26 protein-coding genes are annotated in these 26138 nt (G+C 59.0%); 6 read left to right on the forward strand and 20 right to left on the reverse strand.

All coding sequences use genetic code 11. The annotated features are described in order from the left end of the window. Nucleotides 1-44 precede the first annotated feature (44 nt). Together AB1E42_RS12870 and AB1E42_RS12875 are read left to right on the forward strand one after the other, a co-directional pair. Nucleotides 45-239, forward strand: coding sequence for a heavy-metal-associated domain-containing protein (locus tag AB1E42_RS12870; protein ID WP_368344633.1), 195 nt, complete (start codon nucleotides 45-47; stop codon nucleotides 237-239). Nucleotides 240-248: 9 nt separating this feature from the next. After that, on the forward strand, nucleotides 249-1097 hold the full coding sequence (locus tag AB1E42_RS12875; protein WP_368344634.1) for a fumarylacetoacetate hydrolase family protein: 849 nt from the start codon (nucleotides 249-251) through the stop codon (nucleotides 1095-1097). Here AB1E42_RS12875 and AB1E42_RS12880 read toward each other — a convergent pair. The 12 genes from AB1E42_RS12880 to AB1E42_RS12935 form a co-directional block, all read right to left on the reverse strand. Beyond that, entirely contained in the window at nucleotides 1094-2395 is a 1302-nt protein-coding gene (locus AB1E42_RS12880; protein WP_368344635.1) for an AGE family epimerase/isomerase, read from the reverse strand. The two genes, AB1E42_RS12875 and AB1E42_RS12880, sit on opposite strands and share 4 nt — an antisense overlap. A 245-nt stretch (nucleotides 2396-2640) precedes the next feature. Continuing rightward, complete coding sequence (locus tag AB1E42_RS12885; protein ID WP_368344636.1) at nucleotides 2641-3354, reverse strand: response regulator transcription factor; 714 nt, start codon at nucleotides 3352-3354, stop codon at nucleotides 2641-2643. Nucleotides 3355-3766: 412 nt separating this feature from the next. Then, nucleotides 3767-4765, reverse strand: coding sequence for a type II secretion system F family protein (locus tag AB1E42_RS12890; protein ID WP_368344637.1), 999 nt, complete (start codon nucleotides 4763-4765; stop codon nucleotides 3767-3769). A gap of 14 nt (nucleotides 4766-4779) precedes the next feature. Next, nucleotides 4780-5748 carry a type II secretion system F family protein gene (locus AB1E42_RS12895; protein WP_368344638.1) on the reverse strand — a complete coding sequence of 323 codons (969 nt, stop codon included), beginning with the start codon at nucleotides 5746-5748 and terminating at the stop codon, nucleotides 4780-4782. Nucleotides 5749-5751: 3 nt separating this feature from the next. Then, entirely contained in the window at nucleotides 5752-7146 is a 1395-nt protein-coding gene (locus AB1E42_RS12900; RefSeq protein WP_368344639.1) for a CpaF family protein, read from the reverse strand. A 3-nt stretch (nucleotides 7147-7149) separates the two neighbouring features. Further along, nucleotides 7150-8379, reverse strand: a complete 1230-nt coding sequence (locus AB1E42_RS12905; protein WP_368344640.1) for a CpaE family protein — start codon at nucleotides 8377-8379, stop codon at nucleotides 7150-7152. 18 nt (nucleotides 8380-8397) lie between these two features. Then, on the reverse strand, nucleotides 8398-9033 hold the full coding sequence (locus AB1E42_RS12910; RefSeq protein WP_368344641.1) for a TadE/TadG family type IV pilus assembly protein: 636 nt from the start codon (nucleotides 9031-9033) through the stop codon (nucleotides 8398-8400). A 5-nt stretch (nucleotides 9034-9038) separates the two neighbouring features. Next, a complete protein-coding gene (locus tag AB1E42_RS12915; protein WP_368344642.1) occupies nucleotides 9039-9542 on the reverse strand; it encodes a TadE/TadG family type IV pilus assembly protein in 504 nt (167 codons plus the stop codon). Between the two features lie 5 nt (nucleotides 9543-9547). Further along, the gene (locus AB1E42_RS12920) at nucleotides 9548-11020 is read right to left on the reverse strand and encodes a pilus assembly protein TadG-related protein (protein WP_368344643.1); all 1473 of its coding nucleotides are present in this window, start codon (nucleotides 11018-11020) and stop codon (nucleotides 9548-9550) included. A 33-nt stretch (nucleotides 11021-11053) separates the two neighbouring features. After that, nucleotides 11054-11857, reverse strand: coding sequence for a Flp pilus assembly protein CpaB (gene cpaB, locus AB1E42_RS12925; RefSeq protein WP_368344644.1), 804 nt, complete (start codon nucleotides 11855-11857; stop codon nucleotides 11054-11056). 179 nt (nucleotides 11858-12036) lie between these two features. Then, nucleotides 12037-12249 (reverse strand): Flp family type IVb pilin, encoded by a 213-nt coding sequence (locus AB1E42_RS12930; RefSeq protein WP_368344645.1) that lies wholly within the window; start codon nucleotides 12247-12249, stop codon nucleotides 12037-12039. A gap of 261 nt (nucleotides 12250-12510) precedes the next feature. Then, complete coding sequence (locus AB1E42_RS12935) at nucleotides 12511-13716, reverse strand: ROK family protein (protein ID WP_368344646.1); 1206 nt, start codon at nucleotides 13714-13716, stop codon at nucleotides 12511-12513. A gap of 177 nt (nucleotides 13717-13893) precedes the next feature. Here AB1E42_RS12935 and AB1E42_RS12940 point away from each other — a divergent pair, with 177 nt between their 5' ends. From AB1E42_RS12940 to AB1E42_RS12955, 4 genes are all read left to right on the forward strand, one after another. Beyond that, the gene (locus AB1E42_RS12940) at nucleotides 13894-14913 is read left to right on the forward strand and encodes a sugar ABC transporter substrate-binding protein (protein WP_368344647.1); all 1020 of its coding nucleotides are present in this window, start codon (nucleotides 13894-13896) and stop codon (nucleotides 14911-14913) included. A gap of 110 nt (nucleotides 14914-15023) precedes the next feature. After that, nucleotides 15024-16106, forward strand: a complete 1083-nt coding sequence (locus tag AB1E42_RS12945; protein ID WP_368344648.1) for an ABC transporter permease — start codon at nucleotides 15024-15026, stop codon at nucleotides 16104-16106. Then, on the forward strand, nucleotides 16103-16879 hold the full coding sequence (locus AB1E42_RS12950; RefSeq protein WP_368344649.1) for an ATP-binding cassette domain-containing protein: 777 nt from the start codon (nucleotides 16103-16105) through the stop codon (nucleotides 16877-16879). The genes AB1E42_RS12945 and AB1E42_RS12950 overlap by 4 nt, the downstream gene beginning before the upstream one ends. Then, nucleotides 16866-17519 (forward strand): nucleoside/nucleotide kinase family protein, encoded by a 654-nt coding sequence (locus AB1E42_RS12955; protein ID WP_368344650.1) that lies wholly within the window; start codon nucleotides 16866-16868, stop codon nucleotides 17517-17519. The genes AB1E42_RS12950 and AB1E42_RS12955 overlap by 14 nt, the downstream gene beginning before the upstream one ends. Here AB1E42_RS12955 and xylB read toward each other — a convergent pair. The 8 genes from xylB to AB1E42_RS12995 form a co-directional block, all read right to left on the reverse strand. Then, complete coding sequence (xylB, locus tag AB1E42_RS12960) at nucleotides 17516-18967, reverse strand: xylulokinase (protein WP_368344651.1); 1452 nt, start codon at nucleotides 18965-18967, stop codon at nucleotides 17516-17518. The genes AB1E42_RS12955 and xylB overlap by 4 nt on opposite strands. A 73-nt stretch (nucleotides 18968-19040) precedes the next feature. Then, complete coding sequence (locus AB1E42_RS12965; protein WP_368344652.1) at nucleotides 19041-20153, reverse strand: hypothetical protein; 1113 nt, start codon at nucleotides 20151-20153, stop codon at nucleotides 19041-19043. A gap of 75 nt (nucleotides 20154-20228) precedes the next feature. Next, nucleotides 20229-20939: a ThuA domain-containing protein gene (locus AB1E42_RS12970; protein ID WP_368344653.1), complete on the reverse strand. Its 711-nt coding sequence runs from the start codon at nucleotides 20937-20939 to the stop codon at nucleotides 20229-20231. Further along, nucleotides 20936-21805, reverse strand: coding sequence for an NAD(P)-dependent oxidoreductase (locus AB1E42_RS12975; protein WP_368344654.1), 870 nt, complete (start codon nucleotides 21803-21805; stop codon nucleotides 20936-20938). The genes AB1E42_RS12970 and AB1E42_RS12975 overlap by 4 nt, the downstream gene beginning before the upstream one ends. After that, the gene (locus AB1E42_RS12980) at nucleotides 21806-23317 is read right to left on the reverse strand and encodes a sugar ABC transporter ATP-binding protein (RefSeq protein WP_368344655.1); all 1512 of its coding nucleotides are present in this window, start codon (nucleotides 23315-23317) and stop codon (nucleotides 21806-21808) included. Continuing rightward, complete coding sequence (locus AB1E42_RS12985) at nucleotides 23314-24315, reverse strand: ABC transporter permease (RefSeq protein WP_368344656.1); 1002 nt, start codon at nucleotides 24313-24315, stop codon at nucleotides 23314-23316. Before AB1E42_RS12985 ends, AB1E42_RS12980 begins: the two co-directional genes overlap by 4 nt. Before the next feature lie 11 nt (nucleotides 24316-24326). Beyond that, a complete protein-coding gene (locus AB1E42_RS12990; RefSeq protein ID WP_368344657.1) occupies nucleotides 24327-25301 on the reverse strand; it encodes an ABC transporter permease in 975 nt (324 codons plus the stop codon). Between the two features lie 32 nt (nucleotides 25302-25333). Next, complete coding sequence (locus AB1E42_RS12995) at nucleotides 25334-26131, reverse strand: SDR family oxidoreductase (protein WP_368344658.1); 798 nt, start codon at nucleotides 26129-26131, stop codon at nucleotides 25334-25336. Nucleotides 26132-26138 lie beyond the last annotated feature (7 nt).

Raw genomic sequence — 26138 nt, forward strand, 5'->3', positions numbered from 1 at the left:
TTTGCAGGAGGTCGCATCTGAGTGGCGCAAAGAGGAGTTTTGTCATGAATTTTTATGTTCCCGACATGAGCTGTGGCCATTGCAAGGCCGCGATCGAGAAAACCTTGATGGCGCTGGACCCGATGGCGGGAATTGCCTTCGAGATGGATGCGCGCAAGATTGACGTTGCGATTGCGCTAGACACCGATGCGGTGCTCGGTGCGCTGAAGGATGCCGGATACACTGCCGAAGCTGTTTAGGGGGCGACCATGAAGTTTTTTCGCTACGGACCAAAGGGCGCCGAACGCCCCGCCCTGCTGGACGCAAACGGGATCGGGCGCGATCTGTCGTCCTTGATCGATGATTTCAGCGGTGCGCACCTGCATCCGTACCGCTTACGGCAACTGGCTGAGGTTGATGCCAGCCGCCTGCCGGAAGTGCCGGACGACGCGCGGATCGGCGCGGTTGTTCCCAGAGTGGGGAATTTCATCGGTATTGGCCTCAATTTTGCCGACCATGCTGCCGAGAGCGGCATGGAGGCACCGAGCGAACCGATCCTGTTCAACAAGGCGCCTTCATCCCTAGCAGGGCCGAATGATGTGCTGGAATTACCGGCCGAGGCACAGAAAGCGGATTGGGAGGTTGAGCTTGCGGTGGTGATCGGCGCACCGGCTTACCGGATCACAAGGGAAGAAGCGCTTGCGCATGTCGCGGGTTTTACGATCTGCAACGATATATCGGAGCGGGCCTTTCAGATCGAGCGGTTAGGCACTTGGTCAAAGGGCAAGGGGCTGCCGGGCTTTGGGCCGCTTGGCCCATACCTTGTGACCCCCGACGAGGTACCAGATCCACAAGCGCTGAAGATGTGGCTCACGCTGAACGGCGAGACGATGCAGAACGGATCGACCGCGACGATGATCTTTCCGGTCGATGAGCTGGTGTCCTATTGCGCGCAGTTCATGGCGCTTGAACCAGGTGACGTGATCACCACCGGCACCCCGCCCGGTGTGGGCATGGGAATGAAACCGCAGCGTTACCTACAGGCTGGCGATGTGATGGAGCTGGGCATCGAGGGGCTCGGCACCCAGCGGCAGATCTGCATCGCACGCGCGGATTAATCCGCAAAGGGGCGCGTAGTTTTCAGCGCGGCGAAGGGGCGGGACAGACCCGGAAGCATCGGATACACCGCCGCTTGCAGCGCGTGGTAGATATCCGGTTTGCCATGAAACTGCGTGGCGGTTGGCGCGCCAGCGGCATCAATTTCATGGAACCACCCGCCGTGGGTATGGTCGATGAAATGCGCAGCGGCAAATTGCCAGAGCTTGCGATACAACGCCTCATCCTCCTCGGTGGGGGACAGTTTGATCAGAACGGCCAATGCGCCGATGGCTTCGGTCAGGGGCCACCAGTAGCGATCCGCGATGGCCGGTCTTGCATCGAAATCGAGCGTGTAGACGATGCCGCCTTTCTCGGTGTTCCAACCATCCGCCAGCGCCTGCATGATTAGCGAGCGGGCGATTGACGGGCTGTTATCGTCGGGGCGGCCCGCAAGCTCCCAGTGCTGCAAAAAAAGCCGCGCCCATTCGAACGAGTGGCCCGGGGTTGTGCCGGCGGGGCGGAACATCGGGTCGCCCGCATAGGCGCGGTCGACCTCCCATGTTTCGGTGTAGTGTTCGGGGATATGCCAGCCGTTTTGCGGCGCGGCTTGATGCACAAAGAACTGCAATATCTGTGATGCGCGGTCCAGATAGATCTGTTCTCCGGTTGCCTCGAACGCGGCGAGCAGGGCTTCGGTGCCGTGCATATTGGCGTTCATTCCGCGATAGGTCGAGAATGGCGTCCAGTCCCGCGCCCACTCATCACAGAAACGGCCGTTCTGCGGCTCCCAGAAACGCGCGTCGAGCACCTCGCTCACATCAGCGATCAGGCGCGCGGCATCCGGATGGCCGACACTGGCCGCGCTGGCGCCTGCCAGCAGCACAAAGACATGGCCATAGGCGAGCTTGCGATCATCGACGACACCGTTGCCATTAACGGCCCAAAGGTAACCGCCATGCACCGTGTCGCGATGGTGGTTCCACAGAATGGTCATTCCTGCATCTATGACGTCGTCGCAGCCGGTGAGGCCCCCCGCCTGCCCCAAGGCAAAGGAATGGATCATCCGTGTGGTTGCATGCAGCTCTTGCACCGGGTCGGGAAGCGGTGTGCCGTCGGTATCCAAGGTGGCGAACAATCCGCTCGGCAGGAGAGAGGCACGGTGAAAAGTCCAAAGTTTCCGGGCTTGTTCGCGGAGCCATGCGGTATGGGTTTCGGAGCTAAGCCAGTTGCCGGATGCGGGGTGGGATTGGAAATGTGTCATGACCGTCGATGCGTATTGGATGTGGTTGACGCCCCAATGACGGATGGAGGGCGGCACGTCAAAGCCCTAAACGATCAGACGATCCTTTACCTTATAGAGTTACCGCTTATGCGTCCGTATATTTTTTTCTGATGGTACGGGTAATGATAGGCGCGATTATAGGTCAAATCGATACGCTTTCATCACGCTCCCGCAGATCGCTGAGCCTATAAAAAAGCGGTGCGGCCATAGCGGAGGAGGCTGGCACGCAAACGGCGCGGTCCTGTTCAGGCGCGCGCCGCGGGACAGATACACAAGCTGCTTCAAGCGATCCGTTTTTCCGGGATCGCAGCTGCCGGTGCCGCTAGCAAACGATAGACAAGTTCGGAATGTGAGCCGGTTCCCGTCTTTTGATAGATGTGGCGTAGATGGGTGCGCAACGTGGACTCCGAAATGCCCAGCTCATCCTGCGCAGCTTCATTTGAATAGCCGCGGCTGAACATCAGGCACAGGCGGAACTCGGCGCGGCTCAGGCGCGCGGGGTTTTCATGGCTGAGGATCGGCGTCGCGATGTCCATCACCGGCTCGGCCGCCTTACGGCGCAGAATGGCCTCCGTCAGCAAACCCGGCTTGCGGTTGCGCCATGTACGGACAAGCGTATCGACCGTGAGGTTAAGCACGGCGTGGCTGTCGTGCTGCAACTCGTGAACGAAGTGAAATTCAAGGAATTCAACGGCTTTCTCACCCACCGAGACAGGAACAACAGCGAGTTCCGTGAAGCGGCGACGCGCTTGAAACTGGCGCAGGCCTCCATCGGTGTCGTCATCCATCATCGACGACATCCAGATGCTGCCCGCCTTCGGGAATTCAAAATATTTACCAAGAACATCCTTCGCAAAGGAGCGCGACAAACGCGGCAATTGCGAACGGGCAGGAAGCGTATCATACACAATCGCCCGCGCCTCACCCCCTGTTCCACGGGTGTAGCGGGCCAATGCGATAGCCTCACACTCAATCGCCTCAGCAAGTTGGCTCAATGCCGACTCGAATGTTGCCGATCCTTGCAGGCACTCACACCAAGCGGCGATTGCACCTATGATATTCAGTCCCTCAATTCCGGAACCTGAACTAGAATTTCTCAAGCCCACCGACCCAACCATGGCGGCCCCCACAAATAAAATACTCGTTCATCGCTCGACTAAGAAAACCGGCCCCAACGCCAATGTAAAAATTCTTTTTAATATTCTGGTATTTTCCCCATCATACCTGCGGTTGGGCTGATTGTGTCAACACTGAGGCAGAATTTGGGCAGGCAATGCCCCTTATTGCAACTTAAAGTGGTGTTTTTGGCGGGTTTCATTTCCGACTCAAGGTCAAAAAGAGAGCTAGGCACCGATTGTTTCAACCTTGAGTGGTCATTTTTGCAGGAAAAACAGTCGATTCTAAGAATCAACCAACTGCTGCAAAACTCCGGACGAAGCGGATGGCAATCGGCCCGAGCGTGATCAGCAAGAGCGCCGGCATGATGAAGGCCGCAAGCACCGCTGACATTTTGACCGGCAGCTTGTTCGCCATCTCCTGTGCTTTCGTCTCGCGATATTCGCGCATTTCGTCGGCATAGGTCGTCAGGGCTTGCGCCATTGACGTACCGAATTGCATGGATTGCTGCACCACATTGGCGAAGGCAAAGACCATCTCGACGCCAGTGCGTTCGGCCATGCCGCGCATCGCCTCGCCACGCGCGCGGCCTGCGGCAATCTGCCGTTGTACAGTGAGGAACTCTGCCGCGATGTCCGGCGAAATCAGGGACAGCTCGTTGCCAACGCGGGTCATCGCGGAGTCAAAACCAAGACCGGCCTCCAGTGATACCTGCATCAGATCAAGCGCGTTGGGAAAGGAATCGGTGATCCGCTGCTGCCTTTCGGTAACGCGAGAATTGAGCCACAGAACGGGGAGATAGTAGCCAACCGCCACCAACAAACCGAGGATTTGAAAGACTTCGAGCCGCGTTAATTGCGAAAGCCCGACAAGACCGGGCAGCGTAACACTGGGCACGGTGCTGATTTGATACAGCACCAGAAAGATCGCTGGCCCGCCAAAGCCAAGAAAAACGCGCACAAGAAGATAATTGCGCAGCGCCGACGGGCGGGAGAAGCCGCCTTGCTCCAACCGCAGGCGCAACGCGCTGCGCCGCTCGGCCTCACTCGGCACGAAGGACCTGAGCAGACCTGTCGGGTCTGCGTCAGCGGCCTTCAGAATACCAAAATCAGCGCGGCGTTCACGGTGCGATGCCACTTGGGCGATCCGGTCGGCAGCGGGATTGCGATCCCGATAGAGCGAGATCAGGCTCCAAAACACCATCAGGACGCCAAGGCCAATTCCCGCGATGATGACCTGATTAATGGTCAGACCGAATTGAAGAGAGAGCCTTTCAAACCATTCCTGCATCACTGTCTCCAAATTCAAACGCGGATATTCACCAACCGACGCAAAACAATAATATTCATCACGACCAAGAACCCGATCGCACCCATCAGCGGCGGATAGAGCGGATCGTCACTCACGCTGGTGTAAAAACCGGGCGCCATGACCGAGGCCGCGCCGTAGATGCCCATTGGCAGCAGCGACAGAATCCAGCCCGAAATGCGCCCCTCCGAAGAGATCGCCTGGATCTTGTTGCGCATGGAGATGCGGCTGCGGATAACCCGCGACAGTACCGAGATCACGCGCGCAAGATCGCCGCCCGTCCCGTATTGGATGCCGATGCTGGCGGAGAGATATCGGGCATCTTCCGCATCCACCCTTTCGGCGAATTCGGCAAAGGCATCGGGCAGATCATCACCAAAGCTCACCTGATCGAACACGATACCGAATTCAGTGCCGATCGGGTCAGGCATTTCATTGGCGACCGCGCCAATGGAGGTGTTGAGCGGGTGCCCCACGCGCAAACCGCGCGCCATAAGGTCAAGCGCATCCGGCAGCTGGTGGATCAATTTGGTGCGCCGCCGGTTACGGGCCTGTTTGACCAGAAAAATCGGAATCCCGAAAGCGACCAACAGCCCTGCCAGTGCGGCGATCCCCCCATCGACAATCGCGGACAGCACGATGGCAATCAACAGCGCTCCGCCGGTGCATAACATCAGGAATTGCCCAAGCCGCATGGCGAGTCCCGCCTGTTGCAGATCCTTCGAGAGCGATCCAAAAATCGGGATCCGGAGGCCTTGGGACGCGTTCACTGGGGTGAGTACGGCCAGCACCTCCTCGGTCGTGGCGCCTTTGGCGAGCAACTTAAGGCGACGGCTACGCGCCTCGTTGCGCCCCTCGTTGCGGCTGAGCAGTTGCCCAACCCCTGTCACAGCGAAGAACACACCCACGGCCAAACCGATGTAAACGAGGTAGATGACCTGCTGGCTTTCGAGAAGCGCTTCCATGTATTATCTGCCGCCTTTGTTGTTGTTGAAGCCGACGAGCAGATCCTCGACCCCCGCTGCGACGAGGGCATCATAGGCTTGCGGACGAATGCCCGTCGGAATGAACTCTCCCAGCACCTCGCCATCATCAGAGACGCCCATTTTGCGGAAGATGAAGATGTCTTGCATGGTCACAACATCGCCTTCCATGCCGGTGATCTCGGAGATGCTCATCACGCGACGCTTGCCATCGGCGAGGCGCAACAGTTGCACGACGAAATGCAGGCCAGAGGCGATTTGCGAACGGATCGCGGAGAGGGGCATATCAACCCCCATCGTGGTGACCATCTGCTCGACGCGGCCCAGCGCATCGCGGGCGGAGTTGGCGTGCACGGTGGTCATCGAACCGTCGTGGCCGGTGTTCATGGCTTGCAGCATGTCAAAGGTTTCCGCGCCGCGGACCTCGCCCACGATGATGCGGTCGGGGCGCATCCGCAGAGCGTTACGCACCAGATCGCGCTGGTTGACCGCACCATTACCGGATGGATTGGGCGGGCGGGTTTCAAGCCGGACAACATGAATCTGCTGGAGCTGCAATTCGGCGGCGTCTTCGATGGTCACGATACGCTCGTGATCGCCGATGCTGGCCGACATCGCGTTGAGCATCGTGGTTTTACCGGAGCCGGTGCCGCCGGAGATCAGGATATTCATCCGCGCCCGCACCAAGCCGCGCAACAGACCGGCGGCCTGCTCGGACAATGCGCCCGCCTGAATCAGGCGGTCCATCGTGTAGGGCATCTTGGAGAATTTCCGGATCGACATGGACGGCCCGTCGATCGCGCAGGGACGAATGATCGCGTTCACGCGGCTGCCATCCTCAAGGCGGGCATCGACCCAAGGCACGGATTCATCGACGCGGCGGCCGATGCGGGTCACGATCTTGTCGATGATACGGAGGAGATGCTTTTCGTCGCGGAAGCGGGTCTTGGTCAATTCGAGCCGCCCTGCCCGTTCGACAAAGACCTGCTTATGGCCGTTAACCAGAATATCATTGATCGTCGGGTCTGCCAGAAGCGGCTCCAAGGGGCCAAGACCCAGCACCTCATGGAGCAGTTCGTCGACCAGCCGCTGAAAGTCGTCACTCCTCAGGGGTGTCTTGATCTCGGCCAGAACCTCGCGCGCCAGCGCAGTCACCTCGCGGCGGAGGTTTTCAGGTTCGATCTTATCGATCACCGAGTAGTTTAACCGCTCCAGAAGTTCGTCGTGAAGTTTGCTCTTCAACTCAAGGAACTTGAGGAGCTCCTTATCTTCACGATCAGATTTTTGCGGCGCGGGGGCCGGGGGCGCTGCATCGACGGTTTTTAGAGCGACAACCTTGGACTTATCACCGGAATCTTGCTTGCTGAATTGCTTGAACATTTTTTACTCCTTCACGACCTTCGGCTGTTTCTTTGTCTCTTCCAGCGTCTTCCGCGCCGAACGGCCGAGACGTGAGATGGATTTGTTGAGTGCCGAACGGCGCGCGACCTTCGACACCGGCGCACCATGATCGATGGCCTTACCCGCTGCGCGCGGATCTTCGGGGAGCCAATGCATAAGCGAGCGTTCCAATGCTTTTTCGGCGGCTTTGTGATGCCGTCGCTTAAAGAGTGGTTTCGCTTCCCTATTGACTACAATCTGCACCTCGAGGTCGTTTTTTTCCTCGGTGTAGAATCTGATGAGCCTGTGTGCCTGACGGATGGAGGGAACCGAGGTATCGGTCACCATCAACATTAGATCCGTTTCCTGGACCAAGGGCGAAAGCCAATCGACCAACGCGCGGGGCAGGTCCACGACGATGTAATCGAAACGCAGTCGCAGATTGGCAATTAGCGCCTTGAGCTGTTCGGGCTTCAATGCATCCAAGGGGGCAAACTGATCGGGGGCGGCCAGCACGGCCAGACCGGAGTCCATCCGGTGGACGGCCTCTTCAATGACGAAAGCATCGGGAACATCCCCGTTCATGGCCAGATCGAAGAGCAGCTCGTTGGCTTCCAGATCCAAAGCGGCGGCGATGGTGCCGAACTGGATATCGAGATCAACCAAAACGACCTTATTTGCCTCCGTGCGGGAAAAACGGCTCGACCGTTCCTGCAATTGGTCGGCAAGGTTGGCCGCGACCGTGGTTGAGCCGATGCCGCCCAGCGATTGCGTCACCGCGATGATCCGCCCACGCCGCAGATGCGGATGCGTCTGCGCCGCTTCGCCGGAACGGGCTTCGGCCGACAGGGATTTGGCATAGGAAAGAAGCTGCTCGTAGAGATCATCAGGCGTGATGCTATCGGGGATCACCTCCGTGACGCCCGCATTTCGCAGGCGGAAAAGGTCTGAAACTTTCATCGTTTCGCTGGCGATGGCCACGAGTTTCGCGCTTTTGCCTTCCGCCTTCATGCCGCTGATGGCTTTCAGATCGGCATCGTCCACGCTGCCAGCGTGGAAAACGATAATGTCGTGACTCTTTGCAAGGGCGACGCCATTTCCGTTGACCTTTGCGAGATGTTCGGCGCGCTTTGTAATACGCAGGCCTTTGCGCTTCTCCAGACCCTCGGCAGCAGCGACTGCCTCGCCGTCTTGCGGCGCGAGTAGGGCAATTTTAATCGCTTGCTCTTTCATCGAATTATATCCTCAAAATTAACCATCTGTCCCAAGCGCCAAATCTTCGCCGGGTATGGACGTACTCATTGCTGGAAATGGAATCGTCGCGCTCCATCCGTCGGCGGCGCTGCTGTCACCGCTGGCAAGCGCCATCAGCCCGCCAAGCGGAGAAATGAAACCGAAACTGACTCCTTGTAATTCGACTGTCACGATCGGGACGTAAGGCCCACCAAGGAAGCCCAGATCGATGTCTCGTGAATAGGTGAACTTCAAATTCGAAATCGTCGTCCCCGGCGGCAATGTCAGCTGAATGCGGTTCCAGATCTCGAGCGCGGTCGCATTCGAACTATCGCCTGTGCAGCTGATATCTCCGGGATTGCTACAGACATTGGCCCCGCCCGAACACTTTTTCCCGAAGCGGGGCGGGGTCACATTCGGGTCAATGGTGCCGCGCGTGTTATGCGTCGGAACATCAGGGCAGGCTGCTGCGCGAACGGTGGCGATCCGCGCGGCAAGGTACATCGCCTTTTCAGCGGTCGCGATGTGAAACGCCAACCGACCAAAATCAATCATGCCGAGGAAAATCAGCAGGAATACCGGCAGGACCAGACCCAGCTCAACCATGGTTGCGCCTTGTTCGTCCCGCTGGAAGCGTGTGCGTATGCCGTTCATCCACGTCATATCCCGAACACCCGGCTTTGATCGAAAATGGAGGTCGTGAACGTCACTGGCTGGGTACCGCCCAGCGCGATCAGTGGCGCGAAGGGGATTTCGAACCGGACATCTGCCGTGACCACGGCAACGGCGACCGGAGAGTTGCGGTAATTCCCGCTCTTGCAGCTATGGGTCACGCTCACGCTGGTCACGGTTACGCCCGGAATAAAGGGGGAGGCACCGTCCAGCGTCAGTTTAATGATGTTTTCCGCGTCGGACTGGAATGAGGCGAGTGACGTTCCCGCCGAACAGGTGTTGCGCGGTGCGACCCGTGAAACGTAACGCGCGGCATCGCGCACCCCAGCGGAGACGTTCTGATAACCCCAGAAAATCCGCGCGCCTTCGATGGTCACGCCGAAGAGGATCACCAGCATTGGAAGCAGCAAGCCGAATTCGACCAAGGCCGCGCCATCTTCGCGGCGCTGGAAGCCGCCTAAGCGATGAAGGATATGTTTGATTGCCCCCATCCCGCTCACCTGTACAGCTGCACAATATCGTGGAAGACACCGCCTGCGACGCTGGAACCACCACTCGCGGAGCCAACAACCTCGGCCCAGAGATCGAGCGTTGGCGGCGAGTTTCCGTCCGAACCGACAGGCTCCGTCAGGAACAACTCGAAGAACTCCTCCACGGGGACGTTACTTGTCGCGCCGTTGATCGGATTGGCGGCGCAATCCACACCTGCGGCAAAGACATTCCGGCGGCGCACATCAGAAGATTGCTGGTTCGAGCATTCAGGGCGGCCGGTTTCCGAGAGCCCTGCGGGAAGGATCGCCGTGCTGCTGCCTGCCCCGCCGGAATTGGCGATTTCGGCAAGGTAGTATTGGTAGCGCGTTGCATTCGCGCCGGGTGCCCAAAGCGGCGCGCCGCCATAATTCACATTCTCATAAGTGATGCGATCGGTGGCCCAGTCGCCATCGCCGATGCGGTTGCCATGATCGCAAGTGCCAAGCGCGAAACACGCATCGCGCGGCAGGCTCATCGTATCAGGCGAAGGCTGTTCGTTACCGCCGATGCATGAGCCGCCACCGTTTGGGATGACACCCTTGATCACATTAGGGGCGGGTGCATAGTCCGGATCGTTGACCTTTGATTGCAACGACGTGCGGAAGATATCGAAACGCACGTTGAACGCAGCATCCGCCAGGCCCACTCTCTGACCCGGTTCCATATCGATGCCGCGCTGGGCGAAACATTCAGTAATCGTGTTTTGCACCGCCAGAAGGCAGGTATAGAGGTTCGCCCCGGACAGGCCGGCGCACGGGCCTGCAAGATCAAATGCGAGAGAGCTCGGATCAACGAAACCGAAGTCACCCGGCCCCCATGCGGCACCGGAGCCGCCCGACCGCAATAGAAGCTGCGTTCCGATATTGTCCTCAGCTTTGAAGGTGCCGCTTGGCAGGCAGAACATGAGCGGCGTGACATCACAGGCGTAGGAAACAAAGCCCGCGATTGCGGTCGCTGAAACTACCGGATCAGTGCTCGTCTGCCCCAAGAGCGATTTCATGGCCGCGCCGAAGGTCAGGCCAACGGTCGATTGCATCGTGGTGGCCTGCACATAGGCCGCATCTTCGGATTCGGTCGTGGTGCTGCTTGCCACGGCGTTGTCATCAGCAGGCAGATCGGTGAGGAAAACGAGCGTGTAATCCGACTCGCCAAAGAGTGTATTGTCACCGCTGCCCAAGATCTTTTGATCGGCAATCAGGTTGGCTGCGGCGGCTTGTGCGCGGGTGATCGCATCTGATCCGCCATCCAGCTCACCCGCAGCGGCGAGCGCGATTGAATCGGCATAGCCCTGCAAATCAGTTTGGGTGACGCCCACGCGACCAAGATCAAAAGACAGAGCGATCAAGCCGATCAGCACCACCAAGGCGGCGGCAACGATGATGATCAGCGCGCCTTCCTCGTCTTCCGCGAAATCTCTTATGGTGCGGTTGGGTCCCATGATGCTGTGCGCCTGTCCTTCTCAAACTCGGCCTCAGTTGTTTTCCTGAACGGTGACTTGCGTGCCGCGACGGATCACGATCGTCGGCGGGCGATCGAGATCAGGAACAGGCGAGAGATCCTGCAAGACATCGCTGAGGCGGGTGGATTGCAGGGGGCCATCTTCAGAGTCGTTGAAGTTGCGAAGCGTCAGGCTCAGGCGACCGGCCTGCTGGGCCAGCGCCAACGTCTGGCTCTGTTCGGGCGAGACATCGACGGTAACGGTGCGGGCGATCTCTGGCGTATCGGATTGCTCGTCCGATCTCTGGTCGACGCCGATGACGCGGATATTTTGCATGATCGTCACCGCGCGCAGATCCGTGCCGCGACCTTGCGTCAGCACGATATCCACATAATCGCCCGGAGTCACAAAGCCGCCAACTGCTGTTTCGGCGCTGACGCGGATCGCCATCGCGCGGCGGTTCGGGCCGAGCGTTTGGACGATGGTGACTTTTTCGCCGTAGTCGGAAACCTTACCAGCAAGGATCAATTCGCCTTGCGATATGGCGCGGCGCGCGCGGCGCGGCTCGCCGCCATCTTGTGGCAAAAGTGATGCGTAATCAGAATAGATGCCTTCGGGGACCGAATTGGCAGGCCATTCGATCGTTGTCAGCATATGGGCCTCGATCGGTTGACCGAACGGGATATCGCGGGAGGCAACAATGACTTCAATCAGTTGCTGCTCTTCAACCACGACTGGTTGCGCTGTCTGGGTCTCGACGAAATCGCGCGCGAGATATGCCGATCCTCCGGCGATACCTAGGCCAACGATCGCAGTCATTACAGACATCATGTTCATGGGGGCATCCTCGGGGGTAACTTACGCGCAACGCAAAATTGCAGAGGTCAAGAGAGAGGATCCCGCAAAAACGGGGTACAAACACAACAGGTCACGAAATCAATTGGGACCCTCTCGCTTGGTGCTTGGCGAGCCGAGCCCGCCAAGGGCTTTCATACACACACCTATTAGGGTGGAAATTAGTTTACGGTACCAGCGCTGGTTCCAGTAAATGCAGTGATGACACTGTTAAAAATGCTGTTCACTTCACCGCCGAGTGTCGTGACAACGACGAGGCCGATGGTGAAGACGATAAGCAGCGCCACGCCATATTCGACCATGGTTGCGCCGCTTTCATCACGGCGGAACGTTTGCGCATATGCCTTGGCATGTGAAATAAGTTTGGTAATCATCTTAAGCTCCTGTTCGCTTTTCTGCGCCGCGTGTCACGGCACTCCCAACCGCCGAAAAGAACTGGCTCTTTCTCAGCTTGCATCCAATGTACGATTGGGAATCACCAAAAGGCGTCGTCCAAACAGAGGATATTTACAACCTAGAGTTGTGTTTTTTGTCAGGTAAGCTTTTGTTATCGGAATTGTGCTCATGAATTCGCAGGGGATTCGCAGAGAGGGCCTCGCAGCGGTGGCGCCCATTAGCGCCGCACTCAGGAGTTTTCAGAGGCCGCTGGCGGATGCAAGGAACCGCTGGGACAGAGGCAGGCTGGCGGCGCCCAGGGATCGCGCATCCGGCCCGATTGTCCCCTCCATCAGAGTGGGGACCACGAGGCCGGCCCAATCGACAATTGCGAGTTCTTTCTGAACCCGCGCCACGAGGTCACCCAGAACATCGCGCGGCAACCAGCCGTCGATGACCGCCACCTCAAAATCAATCACCGCACAGGAGGCCCCGATAGCCAGCGCCAAGCCGCGCGCAGCCTCCGCGAGCCATGGGTCCAGATGGGCGGACGACACAGACCACTCCGTGGCATCGACCCAAAGCGGGGACGGATCCTCGCCAGCCGCGATGATCTTGGCCTCAAGCCCTGAGAGCGAAGCCATATCGACAAGCTGCTGCACGCCACTTGCCGTCGGGATCGGCATTGGGCCGATGGCCCCCGCATTGCCAGTCGGTCCGGTAAACAGGCTGCGGTTAATGACGATGCCGCCGCCGATGAAGTGACCGACATAAAAATAAAGAAATTCGGACGGATAATCGCGTTTACCAAAGACCTGCTCAGCCCCGCATGCGCAGGATGCATCGTTTTGGAGATAAACGGGAAAATCAAAGAGCGCGTCCAGTTCGGCGCGAATGTCACGGGTGCGCCATTCGGCCATGTTCTCGGGGGGGACACCAACGATCCGCGCCCATTCCCAAAGGTAGCCGGGGATGGCAATGCCCATGCCGGCGACACGGCCGCGCAAGGCAGGATCAAGACGCGATGAAATCGCGCGCACGGCGTCGAGAACAAACGACATGGTGCTGTCCGGCTCGGGATAGGCATAGGGCAGATGCACCCGATCCAACACATCGCCAAGGAAATTGACCAACAGGAGATCGGCGCTGCGGCGCCCGACTTTCAGCCCGAAGAACAAAGCGCCATTTGGGGAAAGCCGCATCGGGATCGAGGGTTGACCGACCTTCCCCCGAACCGGCTCGCCACGCTCCAGAAGGCCGTCATTCTCCAGCTCGCGCATGATGACGGAAGCGGTCTGCGCCGAAAGCCCCGTGAGCCGCGCAATGTCGGCTTTGGCCGCTGATCCCAGATCGCGAATCTGTGACAGGATCAAACGCTCGTTATGGGCACGCAGGCCCGTTTGGTTCGAGCCAAGACCGCTGCGCCCGCCAGTCGTATCCGCCAAACCCTCGTTCATGTTCACCATCGCTTTCGCCTCCTCCCCTATAGGAGAACTCTTCAGAAATAATCCACACCTCAATTAATAACGCAAGTTTATTTATTTATTGACGCGGTCGGCGAATCCTGTTTGTTTGCACGCATTCCAAGGCGATATCCGCTTTGGCGTATTGACCGAATGGTCCTGATTTCTTGGGAGGAAATTATGAAAAAACTACTCGCAGGCTCCGCGCTCGCTCTTGTCGCATCGGCAGGGGGCGCATTCGCCGCAGGCCACGCTACGACCGCGTGCCTGATCACGAAAACCGACACCAACCCCTTTTTCGTCAAGATGAAGGAAGGCGCCGAAGCCGCAGCCGAAGAGCATGGCATCAACCTGATGACCTTCGCCGGCAAGATCGACGGTGACGTCGAGAGCCAGGTCGCAGCCGTGGAGAGCTGCATCGCGGCTGGCGCAAGCGGTATCCTGATTACCCCTTCGGACAGCCGTGCGCTGGCACCTGTTGTCACGCAAGCGCGCGATGCGGGCGCTCTGGTCATCGCTCTCGACACTCCGTTCGAGCCTGCTGATGTTGCCGACGCGACTTTCGCAACCGACAACTTCCAAGCCGGTGTTCTGATCGGTCAGTGGGCAGCGGCTCAGCTGGGTGATGATGCAGCCAACGCAAAAATCGGCCTGCTTGACCTCAATGCTTCTGAAGTATCAGTGGACTATCTCCGCGATGGCGGCTTCCTGCACGGGTTCGGCATCGACATCAAAGACCCGACCGACATCGGCGACGAAGACGATCCGCGCATCGTCGGCCATGACGTTACCAACGGTAACGAAGAAGGCGGCCGGACCGCGATGGAGAACCTTCTCCAGATCGATCCGGAGATCAACGTTGTCTACACGATCAACGAGCCTGCTGCGGCTGGTGCTTATGAGGCGCTGAAAGCCTTTGGGCGTCAGGATGACGTTCTGCTGGTGTCTGTCGATGGCGGCTGCCCGGGCGTTCAGAACGTTGCTGAGGGCGTGATCGGTGCGACTTCGATGCAGTTCCCGCTGCTGATGGCATCGCTCGGCGTCGAAGCGATCAAGAACTGGGCCGAGACTGGCGAAAAACCCGCCAACTCCGAAGGCTTGGACTTCTACAACACGGGCGTCGAGTTGATCACGGATCAACCGGTTGACGGCATCCCGTCGCTCTCCTCCGCCGAAGGCCTGGAGAAGTGCTGGGGCTAATCCCTGCCATGTTTGGGGAGGGGCTTTGCGGCCCCTCCCCTTTTCTCTTCTCGATAATACTTTGACCGAAAAGCTCGCTTCGCACAGACTGGAGGCGAGGAGGGACTTTCATGACAGATACACCCAAATCGAAGTCCGCTGGGCAGGAATATGAAAAAGTTCTTTCCGGCAGTGACACGCGGGTTGCCGAATTCGAGGAACATCGGCGAACGCCTCTTCAGCAGGTCCAGCATATCCTGCATTCCAACCCCACGCTGGTGCCTGTCATCGTTTTGGCGTTGAGCCTTGCCGTGTTTGGCCTGATCGCCGGTTCGCGGTTCTTCTCCGCGTTCAATCTTTCGCTCATAATGCAGCAGGTTTCGATCATTGGCATTCTTGCAGCAGCTCAATCATTGATCATCCTGACGGCAGGCATCGACCTATCGGTCGCCGCCATCATGGTGCTGATGTCCGTGATCATGGGCAAGGTTTCGATTGATCTGGGCCTGCCGACGGGACTGGGCGTGCTGGTCGGGCTTGCTGGTGGCGCCGCCGCTGGCTGGATGAACGGGCTGCTGATCACGAAGGTGAAACTACCCCCATTCATTACGACGCTCGGAACGTGGTCCATTTTCTTCGCGCTCAACTTGTGGCTTTCCGGCGCGCAGTCGGTCCGCAGCCAGACCATTGATGCAGAAGCGCCAATGCTCAAATTCTTTGGCCAATCCTTCGCTCTCGGCGCGGCGCGTATCACCTATGGTTCGCTGCTGATGGTTCTTGTGTTCGTCGTGCTCTGGTACATGCTGAACAAGACAGCTTGGGGCCGCCATGTCTATGCGGTTGGCGACGACAAGGAAGCCGCCGAACTTGCCGGTATTCGCACGGACCGGACGCTGATGTCCGTATACGCACTGGCTGGAACGGTCTGCGCGATTGCGGGCTGGGCCTCCATCGGGCGGGTCGGTTCGATTTCACCTCAGTCGTTTTATGAGGGCAACCTGCAATCCATCACCGCCGTGGTGATCGGAGGGATTTCGCTCTTTGGCGGCCGTGGCTCGATTATGGGCGCGTTGTTTGGCGCGCTGATCGTCGGGGTTTTCCAATCCGGCTTGAGGATCGCAGGCGTGGACGTGCTGTGGCAGGTCTTTGCGATCGGCTGGCTCATCATTATCGCGGTCGCTATCGACCAATGGATCAGAAAGGTGTCGGCATGAGCACGGAACCCATCCTCAAAGCCCGCAACCTCGTTAAGCGCTACGGGCGTGTCACGGCGCTCGATCATTGCGATTTCGAGCTTTATCCGGGAGAAATCCTTGCCGTCATCGGAGACAATGGCGCTGGCAAGTCCACGCTGATCAAGGCGCTTTCCGGTGCGGTCGTGCCGGATGAAGGCGAGGTCTACCTCGAGGGCAAGAAGGTGAATTTCCATTCGCCCCTCGAAGCACGCGATTCTGGCATCGAGACAGTCTACCAAACGCTCGCGCTGTCCCCTGCCCTGTCGATTACCGACAATATGTTCGTGGGGCGTGAAATTCGCAAAAAATCCTTCATGGGAAAGTATCTGAAGATGCTCGACCGTGCGGAAATGGAGCGGATTGCACGCGACAAGCTGTCGGAGCTGGGACTGATGACAATCCAGAACATCAATCAAGCAGTCGAGACGCTCTCCGGCGGGCAACGGCAAGGGGTTGCCGTGGCGCGGGCGGCGGCGTTCGGCTCGAAAGTGATCATCCTAGACGAACCGACAGCGGCGCTTGGCGTCAAGGAAAGCCGCCGCGTGCTGGAGCTGATCCAAGATGTCCGCTCACGCGGGATCCCGATCATCCTGATCAGCCATAACATGCCGCATGTGTTCGAGGTCGCTGACCGGATACACATCCACCGGCTGGGCCGTCGGCTCTGCGTCATTGACCCGAAGAACCACTCGATGTCGGATGCGGTCGCATTGATGACGGGTGCCAAGGAGCCGGAAGATGCTGCAGCCTGAGTTGTTCAGATCGGCGGAATTTGCCGATCTGATCGAGAAGATCCTCGCCCTGCCGCGCACTGATGGCCGGTTGATGGTGGCGGTATCGGGCGCGCCCGCTAGCGGGAAATCGACCCTCGCAGAATTCATCGCGAATGCGCTTTCGGCGGCGGGGCGGCAGGCACGCTATGTGCCGATGGACGGCTTCCACCTCGACAACGGGATCCTTGATGCCCGCGGATTGCGGGCGCGTAAAGGCGCGCCCGAGACATTCGACGCCGACGGTTTCGTGGCCCTGATGCGCCGGATGAAACGCGGGGGCGATGTTGCCTATCCGATGTTCGATCGTAGTCGCGATCTGGCAATCGCGGGGGCAGGCGTGATCGAAGCGAGCACGGATATTGCGGTCGTAGAGGGCAACTATGTGCTGCAAAACGAAGCCCCGTGGGCAGAGTTGGCAGAGGTTTGGGACTTGTCAGTCTATCTCGACGTGCCGGAAGAAACCCTGCGCCAGCGTTGCATCCAGCGCTGGCTCGACCACGATCACACCCCCGAGGCCGCGGAATTGCGAGCCGAGGGCAATGATATGGTCAATGCCAAACGGGTGATCGAGAACCGGCTTCCGGCAGATGTGACCATCCGCAGCGAAGAGAACGCCTAGCTGATCGACCGGATCACCGGAAATGCCGCGCGGAATTCGGCATATGCATCCTCAAACGCTGGGCGCAATGCCTCCTCCGGCATGATGACGCTGCCGATTTCGGGTGGCGTCATGACCGCATTAACAGCCGCACCGCTATCGGCCACAAGCGCCAGCCGCGCAGCGCCAAGGGCCGCACCGAACTCGCCGCCCTTGGGCAAATGCAACGGCACGCCCAGCACCGTCGCGAGGAGCTTCAGCCAATAATCCGATGCCGTGCCACCGCCGATTGCCGTGAGCGCATCAAGCCGCGCACCTGTGCCGCGCAAGGCTTCGAGGTTGTCACGCAGGCCAAAGGAAACACCCTCGATCACCGCTTGCGTCATATCGGCCTGCGTGGTGCCCGCCGAAAGGCCCGTAAAGCTGCCGCGCGCACCAGCATCGTTATGCGGGGTACGCTCGCCTGAGAGATAGGGCAGAAATTTCACAGCGGACGGCGGGCGCAGCTCATCGCCCAATGAGGCCGTCAGCGCGGCGGGGCTTTGGCCCGTGATCCGCGCCAGCCAGTTGAGGCTATCGGTGGCAGAGAGCATCACGCCCATCTGGTACCAACGTTCCGGTACGGCGTGGCAAAACGTGTGCACCACGCTGGCAGAATCGGGATGGTACCCGTCCCGCGCGGCCAGCAAAACGCCCGAGGTGCCGAGCGAGACAAAGCCCTGCCCCTCGACCATTGCGCCGATACCGCAGGCCGCAGCCGCGTTGTCACCGGCGCCACCGGCCACCGTCACCGCTTCGGACAGCCCCCAGCGGCTGGCAAGATCGCCGCGCAAGGTGCCTGCGGGGGCCGAACCTTCCACCAGATCGGGCATCTGGTCGCGGCGCATTTGCCCTGCCTCCAAAAGACGCGCTGACCAATCACGGGCGCCGGTATCAAGCCATGAGGTGCCTGCACTATCGGACATATCCGCGACGTAGCGCCCAGAAAGATAGAAATTCAGATAAGCGGCGGGCAGGAGTACCTTTGCCACTTTGGCGAAGATCTCTGGCTCGTTCTTTTGCACCCAGAGGAGCTTTGGCGCGGTGAAACCGGGAAAGACAATATTGCCAGACAGCGCCTGCACATCATTGGTGGCATCAAGCGCAGCGGCCTCTTCATGGGCGCGGGTGTCGTTCCACAAGATGCAAGGGCGCAGCACCGTGCCTTCGCGATCGAGCAAGGTTGCGCCATGCATGTGGCCCGCGACGCCGATGCCTTTGACCTGTGCAAATTCTGGATAGCGCTGGCGCAATTCGTCGATCACCCCTTCAAGGGCGACGATCCAGTCGGCGGGGTTTTGCTCTGACCAGCCGGTATGGGGATGGGCGACCTCATAATGCCGCTCGGTGGCACCGATGGGGGCGCCGTCTTCAGTCACCAAGAGCGCCCGCAAGCCGGAGGTGCCAAGATCCAATCCCAAATAGCTCATACGTTCCGCTCCCGTTCCTGTGCCATTTCACTTTGTCTAACGGGTCGCGGCGGTGACGCCAAGCAATCGCTGATTAGAGCGCGGCAAGGCGCGTGGTTTGATAGTCAGACATCCCCCAACGGGCGACCAATTCGCGCACGCGCGCCTTCGGCGGCTCCGTCAGCGGATGCGCGGCGATGGCGTTTTCGCCAGCGCTGCCGGCATGGGCATCTTTGTCAAAGCCGTGCATTGCGGCTGCGAGGTGTTGCTCGGGAATGCCGCAATTTTGCAGGAGCATGCGGGTCTGTGCCGCTCTGTCCTGCGTGAGATCGGTGTAATGCAGCGGTGCCACGCGCATACCGCCTGCTGCGGCATCCAGATAGGCTTGCATACGGACCGCCCAGCCCAGCGCCATGAGCTCTATCGCGCCGACCTCTTCATCTGCGGCAAAGTAACGATCAAGCGCTGCCTCGGGCGCGTTTATCGTCGAGAGGTAATAGATGACGCTCCAGTCAGGGCTGCCGCGCTTGGGGTCTTTCACACCTTGCAGGCGCTGTGCGAAGCGATAGAGCGAATTCACATAGCCAACGCAGTCACGATAGAGAAACACCGCGCGGGCATCGGGGAGTGCAGCAACGTAGGACGGCGCTTGGATCATCATTTCGCTGCGGGGCTTCAGCACGATTGTGTGCGGATCTGTGCCTTCCGGCGGGCGGCAGGTCAGGCGGGCGCAAGCAGCGATCAGGGTTTGCAGGCGCTGTTCATCCAGATCGAAGCGGGCAAAGGCGAGGTTGGTGAACCACTCAGGCTCCGAGAGGCTCCAGACGCCGTCGATCTGCGCGAAAATGCGTGAGGCCAAGGTCGAGCCGCACCGACCCGTCGACATCAGCAGCACAAGGTTACGCGGTGCAGGCACCTGTGCCGCGAGCGTGGGCAACGCATCCAGCGGCACCAGCGCGACGCGCTGCGCATGGGCAAATTGCGCGGCATAGGCGAAGGGTGCCTCTGCCAGATTAACGCGGCTGGGCAGCTCGACAAAAACGGCCTGATCACCCGCGATATCGAGGCAATAGAGCGACCAATTCGGTTCAAGAACAATATCGGTCGCCACCTGCTCCGCAGGGCCGAGGGTGAACTGTTCGAGGTGCCGCACATCGGCGGGAAATGCCTCAGCGCGATCAAGGATCGTGGCAATAAGGGCCGGCATATCAATACCTTGCAAGAATAGCGTGCAGAAACGCTATCACAGGTTGTGCGCTGCGCCTACAAAAATACCCTTCGCCTAGTCAGTGGCCTTGGCCGCCCAAAGCGCGCCACGGCGGATGATTTCAGTGACTTGCGGCACTTTCAGATCATCCAGCTCGTGACCAATGGAACAGTAGAACACGCGCCCCTGATCCCAGCGCCGTTTCCAGACAACGGGGATCACTGTGCCTTCGATCCACCAGAGATGCTCACCGCTGAAAGTGGTAGTGGCGAGCACTTCGTTCGAAGGATCGACGAGCATGTAGTATTGCTCTGACCGCAGGCGGAAGCTCTTGATCCCCTGCATGATCGGATCGGCTGGGCGGGTGACCGTCACGTCATAATCGATGTAGTCCTCGACCGGCTGGAGGTTATCCGGCCACCCCGGCGGATGCGCGACGAACTGCCCGCCAATCAAGAAGTGATAGGTGGGGCGGTCGCGGAATGCATCGCCCATGTGGCCGTGCCAGCCCGCGATGCCGCAGCCGTTGGAAATAAGTTGCAGGAGGCCATCCTCCTGAGGCTTGGTTATATTGCCAAACTCGGCCTGATGGCCGGAGCGGGCAGAGGACCAGATCGGCGTGATCAGATCAAGATCGGCAAGGCGCTCGGGCTCCTCCAGCGGCGCCAGCGTGTCATAGACATCGACCTCGAAGCCGTTATCGCGCAGGAGCGCTTCGTACCAATCGCTGAATGCTGTGGGGGTGTGGCCTTCCCAGCCGCCGACGAAAAGTGCTGCCTTCTTCATGGTGTGTCCTTCCTCATGAAATTCAGGATCGAAGCCATATCGCGCACGGCATAGCCTGCGGCCTCGGCTTCTTTGAGCTTGTCCAATGTGACCATACCTTGCGGCATCGCGACGCCAAAATGCTGCGCGAGGGCAGCGGTGACTTCCATATCCTTGCGCGCAAGTGCCACAGTGAAGGTCACGTCATGCGCCGCTTCATCAAGGTAGAGCGGGCGGCGGTATTTCAGCATCGGGGCGGCGGCGGCAGAGTTTTCGATCACGTCAAAGGCGCGGGCGGCCTCGATGCCAGCGGCCTCGGCTAGTGTGAGCGTTTCCGCCAAAGTCTGGTTGAGGCCGTGGATGAGCGAATTCACCGCGAGCTTCATCACAGCGCCTGCCGCTGGCGCCCCAAGGCAGATCGTGCCTTTCCCCATTGCCTCAAACAGCGCCGCGAGGGGGGCGGCTTCGTCATCTGTGCAGCCTGCCATAATCAGGAGCGCGCCATCGGCGGCGGCTTGCGTCGCGCCGGAGACCGGAGCGTCAAACACTCTCACGCCTTCGGGGGCGGCGGCGATAAGTAAGTTGATATGATCGGGGCTCATGGTGCCCATTTCGATACATAAGCGCGGGCCACCCGCCGCAAAGAGGCCATCCGGCCCGATGTGAACGGCCTCCGACGACGGATCATCGGCCAGCATGGTCACAACGACATCGCTTGCCTCGGCTAATTCTTTGGGGGTCTGAGCATGGGCGCAGCCGAGCTCTATGGCCAGCTGCGCCGCTTTTTCTTCGGTACGGTTCCAGACCGTGAGGTCAAAGCCCGCCGACGCGATATTGGCTGCCATATGCCGCCCCATGCGGCCCAGTCCGGCAAAGCCAATACGCATTTAGGCCACCTTGCTTGGTACGATCCCCGAGATGGCCTGAACGAGCGAGTCCTCGGTCACTTCCTCTGCCGTGAACTCGCGCATGACCTGCCCGTGATACATGGCAACGATCCGGTCGGAGACGTGCAGCACTTCGGGCATTTCCGAGCTGATCACGATGACGGCGTAGCCCTGCTTTGCCAGTTCACGGATCAGGTTGTGGATCTCGGATTTGCTACCCACGTCAATACCGCGGGTCGGTTCATCCACGATAAGCACGTTGGGCTTCATCGAGAGCCACTTGCCGATCACGATCTTCTGCTGGTTACCGCCCGACAGGTTGCCGACAGTCTGCCGCCAGCTTGGGGAACGGATATCGAGCCGGTCGCGGTACTGGTCGTAGATCGCAATTTCGGCGCCATCTGATACGAATGGCCCTGCCGTAAGGTCATCGACCTGCGGGAGGGTCATGTTATCGCGGCAGTTCATACCAAGAACGAGGCCTTGGCCTTTGCGGTCCTCGGGCACGAGCGAAATGCCGTGGCGGATCGCATCAACAGGAGAGGTAATCTTAACCTCTTGGTCGCCGAGCATAATGCTGCCTGCATCTGCGTCACGCAGGCCAAAGATCGTCTCTGCGATCTCTGTCCGGCCGGCGCCAACAAGGCCGTAAAAGCCGACGACCTCGCCACGATGGACCTTGAAGCTCACGTCTTTGTAGAGATTGCCGCAGGAAAGGCCACAGACTTCAAGCGCCACTTCACCCAGTTCAGGCGCTTGGACATTGCGCGTCAGATCAAGGCTGCGCCCGATCATCAGCTTGGTGACTTCATCCTCGTTGGTGTCCTTGGTAAACAAGGTGCCGCGATACTGACCATCGCGCAGAACGCTGATGCGGTCCGAGATTTTGAAGATCTCTTCCATACGGTGGGAGATGTAGATGATGCCCACGCCCTGCTCTTGCAGGTCTTCGATCACGTCGAAGAGCACGACCTTCTCCGCATCGGTCAGCGAGGCCGTCGGCTCATCAAAGATCACGGCTTTTGCATCAACGGTCAGCGCGCGCGCGATTTCGACCATCTGCTGATTGGCGATAGAGAGATCGCCAACACGCGTTTTACCATTGAAGCTCACGTTCAGCTTGCCGAGGATCGCATCCGTTTCCTTGTAAAGCGCGTCCCAATCGACACGGCCAAAGGATTTGCGCGGCAATTCACCCAGGAAGATGTTTTCGGCGACTGTCAGTTCGTCAGCCAGCGAAAGTTCTTGGTGAATAAAGACCACGCCCTTGCTCTTGGCATGAAGCGGCGAGTGCATCACCGTTTCCTGCTCTTCGATGTAGATGGTGCCTTCGTTCGGTTGGTAGATGCCGCCCAAGACTTTCATCAGGGTCGATTTACCGGCGCCATTTTCACCCATAAGGGCATGAACCTCGCCGGGAATGACTTCGAAAGAGACGCCGTCGAGCGCCTTCACACCGGGAAAGGCTTTGACGATATTTTCGAGGCGGAGAGCTGGTTTCGTATCGCTCATGTCTTCAACTCCTCTTTGCCTTTCGCGTTCAACTGACGATCAAGGAACAGTACCGCGATCAGGATCAGACCAATCACAAGGTTCACCGTTTCGGTATCGGCACCGATATGGCCCAGCCCCTTGCGCAGAAGCTGAATGGCAATCACACCGCCCAAGGTCGATATGATCGATCCATAGCCGCCAGTCAGCTTGGTGCCGCCCAGAACGACCGCGGTGATCGCCCACAGCTCATAGAGCATGCCGTCGTTGGGGTTTACCGAGCCGGATTCGGAGTAGAAAACCACCGCGCTCAGCGCCGCAAGGAAACCGATGATCATGAAGTTGATCAGGAAGTGCGGCCCGACGCGGATACCGGCATTAACGGCGGCTTCGCGGTTGTTGCCAATGGCGTAGGCGTTCCGGCCATGCACCGTCTTGTTCATCACGAACCAGAAGACCAAAACAACTGCGCCGAGGAACCAAGTCGCCGTGTGCAGACCTAGGAATTGCGCTTCGGCAAAGTCCACGAGGGTCCAGTTCAGGTGGGAGGTCGGCTGTTCGCCATTGTACATGAACACAAGACCACGGAAGCCGAGCATTGAGCCCAACGTGACGATGAAGGCGTCAACGCCGGTTTTCCAGACGATGAAGCCGTTGATTGCCCCCAAAGCGATGCCCGTCAGCAGCGCCAGCGCCCAGCCAACGAAGATGACGCCATCACCGAGGCCGGCGAAGATCGGCCATGTCATGGAATCCAGCAGGACGATGGCGGAGATTGCAAACGTCGCGCCGACGCTCAGGTCGATGTTGCCGTTGACCATGATGATGGTCATCCCGACAGCAATGATCCCGATGGGTGCGGACTGCTTGAGAAGAAGCAGCATGTTATCGAAATCCATGAACGCCTTTTCCGACAGGGAGAGGAATTCACCCGCGACGGAGAAGAAGATCAGCTCCACCACGATAAAGGCCCAGATGGCGCCCTGTTTGATCAGGTTTGCCCGTGTTTCGCTATTCATGACGCTCTCCCTCAGGCAATCGGTGACAACAGGCGGCCACGCTTCGCAGCGATGTCGAGCCACACGGCGAGGATGATGATGACCCAAGTCACAACATACTGGACGTAGAACTCCAATCCGACGAGCAGCAGGCCATTCTGGATGAAGCCGAGGATCAGCACGCCGATCACGGTCTTGAACACGGTACCAGAGCCACCCAAGAGCGAGGCACCACCAAGGATAACAGCGGCGAGCACTTCAAGCTCCATGCCCTGCCCGACGGTGTTTTGGCTGCCCAGCGAGCGGCTGGCTTGGATCAGTCCGGCTGTAGCGACGCAGAAGGCCGAGATCATGTAGGTCATGAACACAACCCGCGCGCGCGGAATGCCCGAGAAGGTCGCGGCGGTGCCGTTGCCACCCACCGCGTAAACCTTCCGCCCGAAGGGGGTGCGGGTCAAAATAATCGACAGGACGATTGCCAAAACCGCAAACATAATGATCGGGACCGGAATACCAGCGATCGAACCCTGACCAAACACACTGAACCAAGTGCCTTCCTTATCGGCAATGTCCATGTTCTTGCCGCCCGAGTAGGTCAGTGTCAGGCCGTGAATGGCGGAGAGCATGCCTAAGGTTACAATCAGTGAATTCAGCTTCAAATACCCCACAAGGAAGCCGATGAAGGCCCCGAGGCAGAGCGTCATCGCAAACATCGCGGGGATTGCGAGCGTCGGTCCTAACTTGTCATGCAGGTCCAAGACCACAATCGTAGAGAACGACATCATCGACCCCACCGAGAGGTCAAGGTTTCCGCCGATCACCACGAAGGTCACACCCAAGGCCATGACCCCAAGAATGGCGGATGACCGGATCACCCCGAATACGTTATCAACAGCCAGAAATCGGTCATTCGCGATCGCGAAACCGATCATGAACAGCACGAAAGCCACCAAAATCCCCTGACGGGCCAAAAGCCCGCCAACTGATTTCTTTGTCAGCTCAGCCATAAAATCTTCCTCCTCCCGAGTGGTCTGTAAGATCAGACCAAGGTCATTCCACCGTCGATCATTACGATCTGGCCGGTCATGTAGTCACTGTCTTTGGACGCAAGGAACGTGGTCGTTCCGGTAATGTCGTCCGGTCGTGCGACGCGCCCCCTCAGGATCTCGGCAGAAAACTCCTCCATCGCCTGTCCTGGGCGTTCGGCGGCACCGATGGCCATGAGGTCGCGGTCGACCTCTTCCCACATTTCTGTGGCCACCACGCCGGGCGCGAAGCCGGTGACGGTGATGTTGTGCTTCGCAAGATCCCGCGCACCTGACTGCGTCAAGGAAACCACGGCCCACTTCGAGGCGCAATAGGGAGCAACGTTATCGAAACCTTGGCGGCTGGCGATCGACGCGGTGTTAATGATCTTCCCGCCTGTGCCTTGGGCGATCATTTGCTTCGCGGCTTCCTGCATGCCGATCATGCAGCCGAGCCCGTTGATCCCCATAATAAAATTCCAGTTATCCTCGGTTACATCGAGGAAATTCATCGGCTTGTTGACGCCGGCATTGTTGAATTTGACGTCGAGCTTGCCAAAGACGGAAACCGCATGTGCGATCATCGCGCGGACCTGTTCACGGTTGGTCACGTCGACGGCAGCATGGGTAATCTTGACGCCCGCCTCTGCGGCACGCGCTTCATTTTCGGCAACGACCTGGGCGACTTTTTCCGCGTTGATATCAGCGAAACAGACATCTGCACCTTCGTCGATCAACGCCTCTCCGATGGCGCGTCCGATACCCTGAGCAGCACCCGTTACGATGCATGAACGTCCCTGAACACGCCCCATCGCTACC

The sequence above is a fragment of the Pelagovum sp. HNIBRBA483 genome, assembly GCF_040931995.1.
Lineage (GTDB): Bacteria > Pseudomonadota > Alphaproteobacteria > Rhodobacterales > Rhodobacteraceae > JAEPMR01.